General features: G+C 66.7%; 12 protein-coding genes and 1 tRNA gene. 4 read left to right on the plus strand and 9 right to left on the minus strand.

The genetic code is table 11. The features are described from left to right. Positions 1–22: 22 nt before the first annotated feature. From H3H55_RS08090 to H3H55_RS08100, 3 genes are all read right to left on the minus strand, one after another. Positions 23–1,777 (minus strand): AMP-binding protein, encoded by a 1,755-nt coding sequence (locus H3H55_RS08090; RefSeq protein WP_193098249.1) that lies wholly within the window; start codon positions 1,775–1,777, stop codon positions 23–25. Positions 1,778–1,932: 155 nt separating this feature from the next. Continuing rightward, positions 1,933–2,751, minus strand: coding sequence for a TetR/AcrR family transcriptional regulator (locus H3H55_RS08095; protein ID WP_193098250.1), 819 nt, complete (start codon positions 2,749–2,751; stop codon positions 1,933–1,935). 215 nt (positions 2,752–2,966) lie between these two features. Continuing rightward, positions 2,967–4,187, minus strand: coding sequence for an MFS transporter (locus H3H55_RS08100; protein WP_129514430.1), 1,221 nt, complete (start codon positions 4,185–4,187; stop codon positions 2,967–2,969). 281 nt (positions 4,188–4,468) lie between these two features. On the opposite strand from H3H55_RS08100, the gene H3H55_RS08105 reads away from it, so the two are divergent. The 3 genes from H3H55_RS08105 to H3H55_RS08115 all read left to right on the plus strand — a co-directional run bounded on the left by H3H55_RS08105 (position 4,469) and on the right by H3H55_RS08115 (position 7,523). Next, positions 4,469–5,011 carry a GNAT family N-acetyltransferase gene (locus H3H55_RS08105; protein WP_048243966.1) on the plus strand — a complete coding sequence of 181 codons (543 nt, stop codon included), beginning with the start codon at positions 4,469–4,471 and terminating at the stop codon, positions 5,009–5,011. 130 nt (positions 5,012–5,141) lie between these two features. Further along, positions 5,142–5,768, plus strand: coding sequence for a ParB-like protein (locus H3H55_RS08110; protein ID WP_193098251.1), 627 nt, complete (start codon positions 5,142–5,144; stop codon positions 5,766–5,768). Between the two features lie 24 nt (positions 5,769–5,792). Then, a complete protein-coding gene (locus H3H55_RS08115) occupies positions 5,793–7,523 on the plus strand; it encodes a SulP family inorganic anion transporter (RefSeq protein WP_193098252.1) in 1,731 nt (576 codons plus the stop codon). A gap of 22 nt (positions 7,524–7,545) precedes the next feature. Here H3H55_RS08115 and H3H55_RS08120 read toward each other — a convergent pair whose 3' ends face one another. From H3H55_RS08120 to H3H55_RS08145, 6 genes are all read right to left on the minus strand, one after another. Further along, positions 7,546–8,481: a carbohydrate kinase family protein gene (locus H3H55_RS08120; protein ID WP_193098253.1), complete on the minus strand. Its 936-nt coding sequence runs from the start codon at positions 8,479–8,481 to the stop codon at positions 7,546–7,548. A 127-nt stretch (positions 8,482–8,608) separates the two neighbouring features. Beyond that, positions 8,609–9,553 carry an ABC transporter substrate-binding protein gene (locus H3H55_RS08125; RefSeq protein WP_193098254.1) on the minus strand — a complete coding sequence of 315 codons (945 nt, stop codon included), beginning with the start codon at positions 9,551–9,553 and terminating at the stop codon, positions 8,609–8,611. Positions 9,554–9,636: 83 nt separating this feature from the next. After that, positions 9,637–10,674, minus strand: a complete 1,038-nt coding sequence (locus tag H3H55_RS08130; RefSeq protein WP_193098255.1) for an ABC transporter permease subunit — start codon at positions 10,672–10,674, stop codon at positions 9,637–9,639. 40 nt (positions 10,675–10,714) lie between these two features. Beyond that, on the minus strand, positions 10,715–12,268 hold the full coding sequence (locus tag H3H55_RS08135) for a sugar ABC transporter ATP-binding protein (RefSeq protein ID WP_193098256.1): 1,554 nt from the start codon (positions 12,266–12,268) through the stop codon (positions 10,715–10,717). Beyond that, positions 12,255–13,502, minus strand: coding sequence for an ROK family protein (locus tag H3H55_RS08140; RefSeq protein WP_129514438.1), 1,248 nt, complete (start codon positions 13,500–13,502; stop codon positions 12,255–12,257). Before H3H55_RS08140 ends, H3H55_RS08135 begins: the two co-directional genes overlap by 14 nt. A 500-nt stretch (positions 13,503–14,002) precedes the next feature. Further along, positions 14,003–14,089 (minus strand) — tRNA-Leu (locus tag H3H55_RS08145). A 279-nt stretch (positions 14,090–14,368) separates the two neighbouring features. Between H3H55_RS08145 and H3H55_RS08150 the strand changes: the two genes are divergently transcribed. Next, positions 14,369–14,932: a flavodoxin family protein gene (locus tag H3H55_RS08150; protein ID WP_193098257.1), complete on the plus strand. Its 564-nt coding sequence runs from the start codon at positions 14,369–14,371 to the stop codon at positions 14,930–14,932. Positions 14,933–15,048: the final 116 nt, after the last annotated feature.

Genomic DNA, 15,048 nt, shown 5'->3' on the forward strand with positions numbered 1-15,048 from the left:
GTCTCCCGGAGCGATGGATCGTTCAGCCTTGCTTCGCGGCCTTGATTTTGGCGAGTTCCTCGTCGCGCAGCGCGCGGCGCAGGATCTTGCCGACGTTCGTCTGCGGCAACGCGTCGCGGAATTCGACGAATTTCGGCATCTTGTAGCCGGTCAGGTTCTTGCGGCAGTGCGCGAGCACGTCGTCGACGGTGAGCGACGGGTCGCGGCGCACGACGAACACCTTGATCCGTTCGCCCTGCACGTCGTCCGGAATGCCGATCGCCGCGGCTTCGCTGATGCCCGGGTGCATCACGAGCACTTCCTCGATCTCGTTCGGATACACGTTGAAGCCCGACACGAGGATCATGTCCTTCTTGCGGTCGATGAGGCGGATGAAACCGCGTTCGTCCATCACGCCGATGTCGCCGGTGCCGAGCCAGCCGTCGGCGTCGATCACCTTCGCCGTTTCGTCGGGGCGCTGCCAGTAGCCGCGCATCACCTGCGGACCGTGCACGCACAGCTCGCCCGGCTCGCCGATGTCGGCCCAGGTGCCGTCCTCGCGGCGAAAGCGCACGACGGTGGACGGCGCGGGAAGGCCGACCGAGCCGCTGAACGCGGCCATGTCGTTCAGGTCCACGGGATTCATCGTGACGATCGGCGAGCATTCGGTCAGGCCGTAGCCTTCGACGACCGGCCGGCCCGTCACCTGCTGGAAGCGCTCCGCGACCGCGCGCTGCATCGCCATGCCGCCCGCCATCGCGAGCTTGAGTTTCGAAAAGTCGCGCTGGCGGAATTCCTCGTTGTCGAGGAACGCGTTGTACAGCGTGTTGATGCCGGTGATCCCCGTGAACGTTTCGTTGCGGATGATCTTCATCACCATCTTCATGTCGCGCGGGTTCGCGATCAGGATGTTGCGCCCGCCGAGCCCCATGAAGATGAACGCGTTCACCGTCAGCGAATAGATGTGATAGAGCGGTAGCGGCGTGAGCACGGTTTCGACGTCGCCCGAGACCTGGTCGGCGATCCATGACTTCGCCTGCAGCAGGTTCGCGATCAGGTTGCCGTGCGTGAGCATCGCGCCTTTCGCGACGCCGGTCGTGCCGCCCGTGTATTGCAGGAACGCGAGGTCGTCGCGCGTCGTCTGCACCGGCTGCGGTTTGCCGCGCGCGCCGAGCGCGAGTGCGGAGCGCAGCCGGGTTGCCTGCGGCAGGTGGTAGGCGGGCACCAGCTTCTTCACGTGCTTCAGCACGAAATTGATCAGGCGTCCTTTCGCATTGAAGCCGTCGGCGAGCAGGTCGCCGAGCGCGGTGACGACGATGTTCTTCACCTGCGTGTCCGGCAGCGCGTCCTGCAGCGTGCGCGCGAAGTTCTCGAACACGACGATCGTCTGCGCGCCGCTGTCCTTCAGCTGGTGCGTGAGTTCGCGCGCGGTGTAGAGCGGATTGACGTTGACGACGATCGCGCCGGCCTTCAGCGTGCCGAACAGCGCGACCGGGTACTGGAACGTGTTCGGCAGCATGATCGCGACGCGGTCGCCGGGCTTCACGCCGATGCTTTGCAGATAGGACGCGAATGCGTCGACTTTCCCGGCGAGCGTGCGATAGGTCATCGATGCGCCTGCGCTTACGTACGCGACGCGGTCGGCGAAGCGGGTCGTACATTCGTCGAAGAACTGCACGAGCGACGCGTATTGCGTGACGTCGATTTCGTGCGGTACGCCGGGCGGGTACGACGCGTACCAGATGCCGTCGGTGTTCGGCGGAACCTGGGCCGCTGCGGATGCTGCGGAAGCTGACATGACGTATCTCCGGTCTTTGCTTTCGGCACCGGCAGGCGCGTTATCGCCTGCCGGTGCGTGATGCTTCGCGGTCGATCAGCACGGGCGCCTCGGCGCCCCGCGTGACCGCGCGTATGAAAAATCGTGAACAGGAAGCCGCGCGTGGCCTCGCGCGTTCAGTTCGTGGAATGCAGCGTCGCCGTATCGGTAGCCGCCGCACCCGGCAGCAGCCCGAACGCTTCGCTCGCTCCCGCGTCGTCGAGTACCGCCGCGAAGATCGACAACTGCGCGCTGTCGGGCATCGGTGCCTTCAGCGCGGCGACGATCAGCGACGACAGCCGCGCGATCATCTGCACGTCGTTCATCGTGCGGCCTTGCGAGAACTCGTCGATCAGGCTTTCCGTTTCGGCACCCGCGAGCGCGCCGGACAGCGCGCCGATCGCGAAGTGCAGCCGCCAGCCGAGCTCCGTGCGCGGCAGATGCGGCAACGCGCGCTGGAACGCATCGAAGAAGCGGCCCGCGACGCTCGCGTAGTGCGCGGTCAGGAAGTTGCGCACGAACGGCGACGGATCGGTGTACGCGCGGCCGATCAGCCGGAGGAACCCGGGCCCGCCGCGGTCGGGATTGCGCGATGCCTTCAGCGCGGGAATGAACATCGCGCCGAGTACGTGCTCGCAGGTGATGTGCGTGCCGAGCTGCGCATCGAAGCGGTCGAGGATGCCGAGGCGCTCCTGGTTGAGCTGGTCGAGCCGGCGCGACAGCATCGCGTGGATCAGCGCCTCCTTGCTGCCGAAGTGATAGTTGACCGCGGCGAGGTTGACCGCCGCGCGCGACGTGATCTGCCGCATCGACATCGCCTCGAAGCCATGCTCGATGAACAGATCCTCGGCCGCATCGAGGATGCGCGCCTTCGTCCCGCCAGTCTGCCGAGCGCCGGATGACCGCGCCCCGGACGGTCGTCCAGCGGACGGTCGCCCCTCCTGACTTACTGCCATGTTCCGCCTCCCAAGCCGGTTGCCCGGCCGCGAACAGGTGATTTGATTATCTGATTCAAACAGTCGTTTTTATTAAGATAAAAAATCGCGGGCCGAGCGGGCAAGCGGGGAATCTGGACAAATTCCTCTAGTTCGATGTGCGAATGCGGAAAGTATTGAGCGCGGCCCCGGCGGGGCGGGGCACGCGCGATGGTGCGGTGCGGCAATGCGCGGATCTAGCTGACGGCGCTACGCGTATTGACCGATTGCGTCATGTCGATGCCGCGCCGCTCGCGGCTGAACAGGATAAGCACGGCGATCACGACGGCGACGATGCCGGCCACGAGCGCGAGCGCCAGGCTGTAATTGTTGCCGTGCGAAACGGCGAGCGATGCCTGCATCGTCGCGTTGCCCGACGCGAGCAGGTTGCCGAGCTGGTAGACGACGCCGGGGAAGGTCGCCCGGATCTCGTCGGGCGAGATCTCGTTCAGGTGAACCGGAATCACGCCCCACGCACCCTGTACCGAGATCTGCATCAGGAACGCGCCGGCGGCGAGGGCAATCGGGCCGCTCGAGAACGCCCACAGCGGCAGCACGGGCAGCGCGATCAGCGCGGCGATGAAGATCGCGCGACGCCGGCCGATCCGCTCCGAGATCGCGCCGAACGACAGGCCGCCGACGATCGCACCGATGTTCAGCACGATCGTGATCCACGACACGGTATGCGGATCGAAGTGATGCTGTTCGCGCAGGAACGTCGGATAAAGATCCTGCGTGCCGTGCGAGAAGAAGTTGAACGCGGTCATCAGCACGATCGCGTAGATCGTGAGCTTCCAGTTCTGCTTCAGCGTGGCCCCGAGGCTCGGGCGCGGGCGCTTCTCCATCTGCTTCCACGCCGGCGATTCGGGCACGTGCGAACGCACGTACAGCACGAGCAGCGCGGGCAGCACGCCGACCATGAACATGCCGCGCCAGCCGATGTACTGGTAGAAGAGGCCGAACACGACGGACGCGAGCAGGTATCCGCTCGGATAGCCGGCCTGCAGCAGACCGGACACGAGGCCGCGCGCATGGGTCGGCACGGTCTCCATCGTCAGCGCGGAGCCGACGCCCCATTCGCCGCCCATCGCGATGCCGAACAGCGCACGCAGCACGAGCAGCGCGGTCAGGCTCGGCGCGAAACCCGACGCGAGTTCGAGCAGCGAATAGCACGCGATGTTGACCATCAGCGTCGGGCGTCGGCCGAAGCGATCGGCGAGCCGGCCGAAGATCAGCGCGCCGATCGGGCGCATCGCGAGCGTCAGCGTGAGCGCGAACGCGACGGCGGGGATCGTCGACGAGAATTCCGCGGCGATGTCCTTCAGCACGAAAACCATCAGGAAAAAATCGAACGCGTCGAGCGTCCAGCCCAGGTAGGCGGCGATCGTGACGTTGCGTTGTTCGCGGGTCCAGCTCATGTCCGAGGTCTCCTCGTTGGCTTGCGCGCTCACGATGTGCATGCGGATGCCGGCCCGGCTTGCGCGCGGTGCGGGGGCATTGATCGAGTGTAGGCCGCCGCGCCGCGCGATGTGGGGCGCGATAACGTCGAATCGGGAATAATCCCTACGAAATGAACTGTTTCGAAAACGGAAACGGCGCCGCGCGAGACAAGCGACAGGCATCTGTATCATTCCGGAAGGCTGTTTGTATCCATTCCGTAATGCGCTCGACGCGCATCGTCACCGAATCAGGAGTCCCGATGACCGAAGGTTCCGCCGCCGCGCTGCCCGTGCTTGAAACCGCCAGGCTGTGGCTGCGTCCGCGCGTGCTGGCCGATCTCGATGCGTGCATCGCGATGGATCGCGATCCCGAGGTCACGCGGCACATCGCGGGCCCGTGGCACGATCCCGTCGAGCATCGCCGCTTCGTCACGCACCGGATCACGCGCGACTATCCGCCGGGCCTCGGCTACTGGTCGATCTTCGAGAAGGCCGCGCCCGATGCGTTCATCGGCTGGGTCCTGCTGATTCCCGACTACGCGGACGGTGCGCGCGACGTCGAGATCGGCTGGCGGCTGGTGCGCACGACATGGGGGCGTGGTTTCGCGAGCGAGGCCGCGGCGGCCGTCGTGCGTCACGCGTTCGACACCGTGCGGCTGCCGCGCGTGATCGCCGATATCGCGGAGGCCAACACCGGTTCGCTGAATGTCGCACGCAAGCTCGGGATGCGTCGCGTGAGCGTGGTGCACGATGGCATTCCTTACATACGTCATCGTCTCGAGCGCAACGATCTGCGCGCGTAGCGCGGCGTCGTGCGCAGGCGCGGCCGGTTGTCAGAGATCGTCAATCGGATGCGTATCGAGGTCATGACGTATTAACGGCTCGCGCGATCAGGAGTATCGTTGCCGGAATTTCGCAACATGGGGTACGACCATGGCACTCGGCAACGACGTTCATCTCATTCCCGTCAGGCTCGACGCGCTGCGTCCGACGCAGATGACGGTTGGCTATCGTGAAGTCAAGGCGAAGCGCAAGCACTGGAAGGCGCTCGACAAGCGCGCGCGCAAGGCCGCGATCGAATCGCACTGGTTTCCGGCCGTCCTCGGCCCGGACGGGCTGCACTACATCACCGATCACCACCATCTCGGCCTCGCGCTGATCGAGGAAGGCGAGTCGCGCGTGAACGCGATGTTGCTGAAGGATCTGTCGTGGCTCGACAACACGATCTTCTGGCGGATCATGGAACACAACCAGTGGGTGCATCCGTTCGGCGCGGACGGGTCGCGCCGCGACTATGCGCATTTGCCGAAGGCGCTGACCGGACTCGAGGATGACCCTTACCGCAGCCTCGCCGGCGAGCTGCGCACGGCGGGCGGTTATGCGAAGGACGCGACGCCGTTCAGCGAATTCCTGTGGGCCGATTACCTGCGCCAGCATGTGTCGCTCGACCAGATCCGCAAGAATTTCACGAAGGCGCTCGACGTCGCACTGCACCGCGCGCACGACCAGGACGCGCGTTACCTGCCCGGCTGGTCGGGCGTCATCGCCGTCAAATCCTGACCGGCGCACGGCACCGACCGCCTCATGACGACCACCCCGATCCGCCCCGACGCCGGCCCGCAGCATGCCGACCATTTCACCGCGCTCGATGCGCCTCCGCCACCGCGCACGCGGCGCATCGGGCTCGATGCGCTGGCCGGCCTGTCGATCGCCGGCCTGCTGATTCCCGAGGCGGTCGCGTATGCGGGGCTGGCCAACCTGCCGCCGCAGGCCGGTCTCATCGCGCTGCTGTCGGGGCTCGTCGTCTATGCGCTCACGGGCAGCAGCCGCTTTGCGATCGTGTCGTCGACGTCATCGTCGGCCGCCGTGCTCGCGGCAACCGTGCTCGCGGAATCGGGGATGGCGCTTGCCGCGCAGCTCGCGCTCGCGGCGGCGCTCGTCGCGATGACGGGCGTGCTGTTCATCCTGGCCGGTGCCGCGCGGCTCGGCGGCATGTCGGATTTCGTCGCGCGGCCCGTGCTGCGCGGCTTCACGTTCGGCCTCGCACTGACGATCGTCATCAAGCAGTTGCCGAAGATCCTCGCGATTTCCGTGCAGCACAGCGATGCGCCGCGTGTCGCGCTCGACCTGATCACCGGCGCGCCGCATGCGAATCTCGCGAGTGTCGTGCTCGGTGCAATCGCGCTGGCATTGCTGTTCACGCTCGGGCGCCGCTCGCGCGTGCCCGCGACGCTCGTCGTGATCGTGCTGTCGATCGCGGTCGGTTATGCGGTCGACTGGCAGCGGTACGGGATCGCGATCGTCGGCCATATCGACTTCCGGCACCTCGAATTCGGCCTGCCGAACCTCGACCGCAACGCATGGATGCAGACGGTCGAACTCGCGTTCGCGCTGATGCTGATCCTGTACGCGGAGTCGTACGGATCGATCCGCAACTTCGCGCTGAAGCACGGCGACAGCGTGTCGCCGAATCGCGACCTCGTCGCGCTCGGGTGCGCGAACCTCGTGTCGGGCCTGCTGCACGGGATGCCGGTCGGCGCCGGTTATTCGGCGACCTCGGCGAACGAAGCGGCCGGCGCGCAGTCGCGCTTTGCCGGCCTGTGGGCGGCGGGCGTGGTCGCACTGATCGTCTGGCTGCTGCTGCCGCAGCTCGCGCGCACGCCGGAGCCCGTGCTCGCGGCGATCGTGATCTTCGCGGTGAGTCACTCGTTGCATCCGTCCGTATTCCGGCCGTACTGGGCCTGGCATCGCGACCGGCTCGTCGTGATCGCCGCGCTGCTCGCGGTGCTCGTGCTCGGCGTGCTGCACGGGCTGCTCGCGGCCATCGGCGTGAGCCTGCTGCTGACGCTGCGCAAGCTGTCGGAACCGAACGTCAGCGTGCTGGGCCGGCTGCGCGACAGCCACGATTTCGTCGACGTCGCGAGCCATGCCGACGCGAAGCCGGTGCCGGGCGTGCTGATCGTGCGGCCCGAGGCGCAGCTGTTCTTCGCGAACGCGGACCGGATGCTGAATCGCGTGCGTGCGCTGATGAAGGCCGCGCCGGACACGCATACCGTGTTGCTGAGCCTCGAGGAAACGCCGGATGTCGACGGCACGACGATCGAATCGTTGCGCACGTTCGCGGCCGAATGCACGGCGCGCGGGCTGCGGCTCGCGCTCGTGCGGCTCAAGGTGCACGCGCTGCATGCGCTGCGCCGTGCGGCGGACGATACGCTGCACGACGATGCGATGTCCGAGCTGAGCGTCGACGAAAGCCTGCAACTGCTGCAGGCCGGCAAGCAGCCGGGCGGCAGCGACGGAACGACGGACGCGTGACGACGCGGCGCGTGGGCGCCGCCTATCGCGACAGCGCTGCTGCGGCAGAGCGGTTGGTCATGTCGGCCACTTCGGCAGCCGTCGGTGCATAGGCACCTGCATGCTCACAGGCGACCGCAGCGCATGCGGCCGCGTAGCGCAGATGCTCGGCCGCCGATACCCCGGGCCGTGCAAGCTGGCTTGCGAGCCAGCCGCCTATGCTCGCATCGCCGCAGCCGACCGTGTCGGCCACCTCGGTCGGGAACGCAGGCTGGAACAGTTCGGTGTCGCGATGCAGGAGCTGCATGCCGGCTGCGCCGCGCGTGACGAGCATCGTCGCATCGGGCGCCCACTCGCGCAGTTGTGCAAGCGCGGCCGCTTCGTCGAGTTCGGGAAACAGTCCACGCAGATCCTCGTCGGATACCTTGATCCAGTCGGCAAGCGCGGCCAGCCGGTGCAGCGTGTCGCGATACGACGGCGCGGCCATCGGTGCACGGAAGTTCGGGTCGAACGAGATCCGCTTGCCGGCCGCGCGCGCGGCCTGCGCGACCTCGATCAGGCGTGACGCGAGCGGCTCACGCACGACGCCGAGCGAGCCGACGTGCACGATCTCGGCCGCGTCGAGCGCGCCGGCGGGCAGGTCGGCCGGATCGAACGCGAGATCCGCGCTGTTCTCGCCGATGAAGAAATAATGGGGCGGCTGCTTCGACACGACCATCGCGAGCAGCGGCGCGCGGTCGACCTGCCGGATGAAGCGCAGGTCGAGCCCGGCGTCGGCGCTCTTGCGCATCAGTTCGTCGCCGAAGATGTCGCGGCTGACCGTGCCGGCGAAGGCCGTCGGCACGCCGAGTCGCGCGCCGACGCGGGCGACGTTCCAGCATGAGCCGCCGGCGATGCTGTGCCAGTGCTGCGCGTCGTCGCGGATGAAATCGGTCAGCGCTTCGCCGAATACGATCAGGCGGGGAAACGTCGTCGTCATGTGAAAACCTTGTGCCGCACGATTGCGCGCGGCCGTGCGGCGGTTGAAGTGAGCGGGCGGGCGGCGCCGGCCGTCGCGCGCGGCGACACGGCCCGGCACTGCCCGGTTTCGCGGATGGGCGGCGCGATCAGCGCGGGGTGCTCCAGCCCTTGTAGGTCTTCACGTTGTCGCGCGTGATGAGCGTCGGCTCGATCAGGATCATCGGATTGGCCGGCTTCTGGCCGTTCATGATGCCGTAGCCGACGTTGACGGCCTGCTGCGCCATCGACCACGGGTCCTGGCTCGACGATGCCTGCACGAGCGTATTGGACTTGAGCGCCACCTCGATATCGGGCGCGCCGTCGACCGACGTGATCACAATGCCCGGGCGATTGAGCTGTTTCGCGGCGAGATCGCTGCCGATCGCCTGCGGGTCGTTGATCGTGAAGACCGCATCGAGCTTCGGAAAGCGCGTCAGGTAGCCCTGCATCGCGTTCATCCCGCCTTCGCGCGAGCCCTTGCCGTCCTGGTCGCTCGACAGCACCTTGATACCCGCGTTTTTCGCGAGCACGGTCTTGCAGCCGTTGACGCGGTCGATCACGGCCGACACCTGCGGGCCGTTCTCGATGATCACGTTGCCCTTGCCGTTGAGTTTCTTCGCGATGTAGTCGCACGCCAGCTCGCCGGCCTTCACGTTGTTGGTCTGCACGGTCGCGTTCGCGCCGGCCGCCGCGACGTCGACCGCGACGACCGTGATGCCGGCCGCCTGCGCCTTCTTCACCGCCGGTTCGATCGCCTTCGGGTCGGTCGCGTTGAGCAGGATCATGTCGACGTGCGCGGAGATGAAGTTGTCGATCTGCGTGAACTGCTTGTTCAGGTCATAGTCGGCCGACACGGCCGTGACCTTCGCGTTCGGGTTGAGCTGCTTCGCGCGCGCCTCGGCGCCCTTGACGATCGTGACGAAGTACGGATTGCCGAGCGATCCGACCGTGACGCCGATCGATTTGAGCGGCTTGTCGGCCGCGTGGGCGGCGGAAGCGCCGAAGGCGAGCGCGCAGGCGATGGCGGTCAGGGCGGCTTTGTGCGTGAACATGTCGTTGTGTCTCCGTGAGGTCGGTTGGCTGACGGGCGCAGGAGGACCTGCCTGCGCCGCGAGGTTGAATGGACGGGAAGGGCTCAGGTGCGCGCCGAATCGCGCTGGCGATAGCGGTCGAGCGCGACGGCGCCGATGATCACGAGCCCCTTGATGATGTACTGCCAGATGTCGGACACGCCGAGCAGCACGAGGCCGTTCGTCAGTACCGCGATGATCAGCGCGCCGATCAGCGTGCCGACGATCGAGCCGACGCCACCGACGAAACTCGTGCCGCCGAGGATCACTGCGGCGATCGCATCGAGTTCGTACGACTGGCCGAGCTGCAGGCCGTTGGCCGCATAGAGCCGTGCGGCCGACATCACCGCGCCGAGGCCCGCGAGCAGGCCGGACGCCGCATACACGAACAGCTGGATCGCCCGCACGTTGATGCCGGACAGGCGGGCGGCTTCCGGATTGCCGCCGACCGAATAGATCCGCATCCCGAGCACCGTGCGGCGCAGGATGAACCACGAGATCGCGATCACCGCGCACGCGATCACGACGAGCCAGGGCACCCCGAGGATCGAGCCGTTGCCGATGAACGCGAACGGCAATTGCGGATTGAACACGGTCGTGTCGTTGCCGATCAGCCGCGCAACGCCGCGCACGGCCGTCATTGCACCGAGCGTGACGATGAACGGCGGCAGGCGCAGGAACGAGATCAGGCCGCCGTTGATCGCGCCGAACACAAGGCCGACGACGAGTGCGAACGGTACGCCGAGCCAGCCCCAGCCGGGGATGGTCGACGCGAGCAGCGCGGCGACGGCCGCGGCGGCGAGCACCGAGCCGACCGACAGGTCGATGCCGCCCGTCAGGATCACGAAGGTCATGCCGGCGGCGAGCACGATGTTGATCGATGCCTGCTGCGTGACGATCGACAGGTTCTGCAGCGTGAAAAAGCCGTCGGTCAGGAAGCCGAAGCCGATGCACAGCACCAGCAGTACCGGCAGCATGCCGGCGGTGCGGATCAGCGACTGCATGCGTGCGCGATGATCGGCGACGCGCAACGGGGGAGTACGATCGCCCACCGGATGGGCCGTCGCGGAAGCGAGGTTCCGCTGCTTGGTCGGGTTGATCATTTCGGTAACCTGAATGTAAGAGAAAAATGAAAAGCGCGACTCAGTGCGCGTCGGCGAGTTCGGCCTGCGAGCCGGTCGCGAGCGCGATGATCGCTTCCTGCGTGATGGGCGTAGGCGTGTGGCCGCCGAGTTCGCCCGCGATCTCGCCTTCGCGCATCACGAGCACGCGGTCCGCGACGCCGATGATCTCCGGCAGCTCGCTCGAGATCACGATCACGCCCACGCCGGCCCGGGCCAGTTCGTTGATGATCCGGTAGATCTCGGATTTCGCGCCGATGTCGACGCCGCGCGTCGGTTCGTCGAGGATCAGCACGCGCGGTTTCGTCTCGAGCAGGCGCGACAGCAGCACTTTCTGCTGGTTGCCGCCCGACAGCGCGCCGACGTTGACGTTCGCGTTGGGGACGCGGATCGACAGCGACGTGATCGCGTCGCGTGCGCGTTCGGCGCCTCGTGCGAGGTCGAGCGCGCCGAGCCGGGCATCGCGGTTGCAGACCGAGATGTTGATGTTGTCGCGCACGCTCATGTCGAGGAACAGGCCCTGGCGCTTGCGGTCCTCGGTCAGGTAGACGAGGCCCGCATCGATCGCGTCGCGCGGCGAATGCGCGCCGAACGTGCGGCCGTCCAGCTTCACGTCGCCGCGCACGCGCGGTTCGGCGCCGAAGATCAGCCGTGCGAGTTCGGTGCGGCCCGCACCGACGAGCCCCGCGATGCCGAGCACCTCGCCGGCATGCAGGTCGAGGCTGCAGCCGCGCACGCGCGCGCCGTCGGCGATGTCGCGTACCGACAGCAGCAGGTGGCCGGGATCGTACGGCGCGTGTTCCTTCTTGTAGAAGCCGGAGATGTCGCGGCCGACCATCATCGCGACGAGACGCTCGGCCGACAGCGATTCGCGTTCGAGCGTGCCGACGTACGCGCCGTCGCGCAGCACCGACACGCGGTCGGACAGTTCGTAGATCTCCGCCATCCGGTGGCTGATGTAGATGATCGCGAGACCTTCCTCGCGCAGCTGACGGATCAGGCGGAACAGGTGCTCGGTTTCGCGCGACGACAGCGGCGTCGTCGGCTCGTCCATCACGAGGATGCGTGCGCGGGTGTGCACGGCGCGCGCGATTTCGACGAGCTGCTGTTCGGCGATCGACAGCGTGTCGACGAGTGTGTCCGGTCCGAACGAGGCGCCGAGGCGCGCGAGCACGTCCTGGCAGCCGCGCGCCATCGCCGCGCGGTCGATCGTGCCCCAGCGCCGGTTGCCACGGCGCAGTTCGCGGCCGATGTAGATGTTTTCCGCGACGCTCAGGTTCGGCGACAGACACAGCTCCTGGTAGATCACCGCGACGCCCGCATCGCGCGCGGCGAGCGGGCTGTCGATGTCGATGCGTGCGCCGTCGATCAGGATTTCGCCGCCGGCGTCGGCGCGGTACGCACCCGACAGGATCTTCATCAGCGTCGATTTGCCCGCGCCGTTCTCGCCCATCAGCGAATGGATCTCGCCGGGATAGACGGTCAGGCTGACGTTGTCGAGCGCGCGCACGGCCGGGAACGTCTTGCTGATCCGGCGCATTTCGAGCAGCGGGCGGGGCGACTCAGATCGCGACATGGTTGACCTCCTGCGAGTCGGTGCGGGCGCCCTTGAGGATGCCGGCCCGCGGGGAGAAATTGAAGAACATCGGCAGCGTCGCGGCGCCGATCGCGCCGGCGTCGGCGCCGAATGTGCCGCGCACGAGCACCGGCGTGCCGCGGGCTTCGGGCGCGGTGGCCACGAGCGCCGCGCGCAGGCGGGTCGTTACCGCGTCGAGGAGGCCTGCGTCGGTATCGGCGTCGAGCACGACCACCGGCGCATCGACCACGCACAGCACCGCGCGCAACGCCGGCGCCAGCGCGTCGACGCAGTCGTCGATCCATTCGTCGACGGCCGGCAGCCCGCGGGCGATGCATGCTTCGAGATCCGCGCGGTTCTCGACCGTCTCGCCGTGATGGCGCAGATGGCGCACGAGCGCATGCAGCGACGCGCGTGCGAGCAGGATGTCCCACGGGCCGCGCGGCGGCGGCGCGGATGCCAGCCGGCTCGGTGGCACCGGAATCACGGCGATGTCGCCCGCATTGCCGGTCACGCCGCGCAGGCAGTCGCCGTCGATCGCGATGCCGCCGCCGATCGCCGGCCCGATGAACAGGTAGACGAAGTCGTCGCACTGTCGGCCGTATCCGTAGAACAGCTCGGCGATCGCAGCCGCATTGCCGTCGTTTTCGCCGAACACCGGCAGCGACTGCATGCGGCCGAGGTCGCTGGCGAAATCGACGTCTTCCCACGCGCGGAACGTGTCGGGCGCGAGCCCGAGTTCGCGCATCCATGCGCCGAGGTTGTAAGGCTGCGCAACGCCGATGCCGGTCAGGCGGGCGCGCTCGTGGTCGGGGAGCAGGGCCTGCATCGCGTCGATGTCGTGACGCACGATTTCGAGCACGTCGGCGGGCGGAGGCAGCAGCGTGTCGTGCGAGCGGCGGCCGAGCACGTCGCCCGCGAAGTTGACGAGCGCCGTCTCGATGCGCATCCGGTCGAGATGGACGCCGATGCCGAACGCGCCGCGCGGGTCGAGGCGGATCAGCGACGCCGGCTGGCCGCGCTGGCCTTCGGTGCGGCCCGCGGATTCGATCAGCTTAGCGTCGGCGAGCGACGCGATGATGCTGCCGACCGCCGTGCCCGTCATGCTCGCGAGGCGGGCGAGATCGGCCTTCGACGCGCTGCCCGCGCGGCGCAGCGTCTTCAGCAACAGGCGCTCGTTGTAACGGCGCACGTTGGCCGAATTGCTTCCCTGGCCGAAGTGCGGGCTTCTCATGGCGTCTCCTTCCATGTTGCGCCGCTCGGCGACGCATTAAATAAATCACGTTGATTTATTTAACCGCGTGAGCGCCGGCATGTCAGCCTAGGGAAATCCCGGTTTTGTCGTGGATGAGGGGGGGGTGGGTCTTGGGGAAACGGGGATGGGTCGCGGAACAGGGGGAGCGAAAACTTTGGAATTCGGGTGGTCGGGGCGCGCACGTCGCGGGGGCGACGACGGTTTTTCCGTCCTGAAGACGGCTAGGGAAAGGGTTTGTCACGCCGTATAGGTCAACGGCGCGGTGTGGATGATACGGGGCCGGAAATGAAAAAAGGCCGGCTAGAAGCCGACCTTTTTAGAAAACAGATGGTGCCCAGGAGAGGACTCGGTCACCCATGCGCGACCCCGGCTGCGCTTGCAAGCGCAGCCTTTCGAGTCCTCACGCAAAGCGCGCAGGCGCTTTGCTTCCTGGGCCAGAAAAAGAAAAAGGCCGGCAAAAGCCGACCTTTTTAAATAAGTGGTGCCCAGGAGAGGACTCGAACCTCCACGATGTTGCCACCGCTAGGACCTGAACCTAGTGCGTCTACCAATTCCGCCACCTGGGCACGTTTCGCTTTGCTGCATCGCGAAAGACCGCAATTATAGCGTGGCCAAGTGGCTTGTCAACAAATTTTGTGCGGTCTTTGAAGCGGGGCGAAAAGGAAGTGCGTGCCGGATGCGCCGTGTCCGGATATCGCTGCCGGGTCGATCCCGGTGCGGGGGAGGATTGTCGTCGATCGCAACGGAGCGCGACACACACGCAAGCGCAGTCGTTTGCATCGCGATCATTTCTGTTACTATCGCGGTTACTTTTATGCGGAATGGTCCGCATCAAGGAGATCCTCATGTCTGAAATCGCAGTGGTTTTTCATAGCGGCTACGGCCATGCGGCCGTCATTGCGGACGCAGTCGCTCGTGGTATCGAGAAGGTCGATGGCGTGTCGGTCAAGCTGATCCCGGTCGACGCGATCGACGAACACTGGGAGTACCTGGAGCGCGATGCGAAGGCGATCGTCTTTGGTTCGCCGACCTACATGGGCAGCGCGTCCGCGCAGTTCAAGGGCTTCATGGACGCATCGTCGAAGCATTGGGGCAAGTGGCGGGACAAGCTGGCGGCCGGCTTTACGGTGTCGGCTTCGCAAAGCGGCGACAAGCTGGCGACACTGCAGCAGCTGGCTGTCTTTGCTGCCCAGCATCAGATGCTGTGGGTCAGCCTCGGTCTGATGCCCGGCAACAACAACAGCAAGGGTTCGGTCAACGACCTGAATCGGCTCGGGTCGTTCCTCGGTGCGATGGCGCAGGCAAATGCGGACGAGGGTGGTGACGCGATTCTCGAGAGCGACCGAAAGACGGCCGAAGTGCTGGGCGAGCGTGTCGCGATTGCCGCGAAACGCTGGAACGGCGCCTGAGGGCGATGGCCGGGCGGCCGTGTGTCGCTGGTCGTCCGGCTGGTGGATGAGTGGGACCGCGAGCAAAGCGCGCAGGCGCTTTGCTTCCCGGGCCTGAAAAAGAAAAAGGCCGGCTA

This window comes from Burkholderia sp. Z1, from assembly GCF_014893795.1.
GTDB classification, from domain to species: domain Bacteria; phylum Pseudomonadota; class Gammaproteobacteria; order Burkholderiales; family Burkholderiaceae; genus Burkholderia; species Burkholderia theae.

Coding starts and splice junctions, on each gene's coding strand:
- H3H55_RS08090 (WP_193098249.1), bottom strand. CDS start 1,777: ATGTCAGCTTCCGCAGCATCCGCAGCGGCCCAGGTTCCGCCGAACACC.
- H3H55_RS08095 (WP_193098250.1), bottom strand. CDS start 2,751: ATGGCAGTAAGTCAGGAGGGGCGACCGTCCGCTGGACGACCGTCCGGG.
- H3H55_RS08100 (WP_129514430.1), bottom strand. CDS start 4,187: ATGAGCTGGACCCGCGAACAACGCAACGTCACGATCGCCGCCTACCTG.
- H3H55_RS08105 (WP_048243966.1), top strand. CDS start 4,469: ATGACCGAAGGTTCCGCCGCCGCGCTGCCCGTGCTTGAAACCGCCAGG.
- H3H55_RS08110 (WP_193098251.1), top strand. CDS start 5,142: ATGGCACTCGGCAACGACGTTCATCTCATTCCCGTCAGGCTCGACGCG.
- H3H55_RS08115 (WP_193098252.1), top strand. CDS start 5,793: ATGACGACCACCCCGATCCGCCCCGACGCCGGCCCGCAGCATGCCGAC.
- H3H55_RS08120 (WP_193098253.1), bottom strand. CDS start 8,481: ATGACGACGACGTTTCCCCGCCTGATCGTATTCGGCGAAGCGCTGACC.
- H3H55_RS08125 (WP_193098254.1), bottom strand. CDS start 9,553: ATGTTCACGCACAAAGCCGCCCTGACCGCCATCGCCTGCGCGCTCGCC.
- H3H55_RS08130 (WP_193098255.1), bottom strand. CDS start 10,674: ATGATCAACCCGACCAAGCAGCGGAACCTCGCTTCCGCGACGGCCCAT.
- H3H55_RS08135 (WP_193098256.1), bottom strand. CDS start 12,268: ATGTCGCGATCTGAGTCGCCCCGCCCGCTGCTCGAAATGCGCCGGATC.
- H3H55_RS08140 (WP_129514438.1), bottom strand. CDS start 13,502: ATGAGAAGCCCGCACTTCGGCCAGGGAAGCAATTCGGCCAACGTGCGC.
- H3H55_RS08150 (WP_193098257.1), top strand. CDS start 14,369: ATGTCTGAAATCGCAGTGGTTTTTCATAGCGGCTACGGCCATGCGGCC.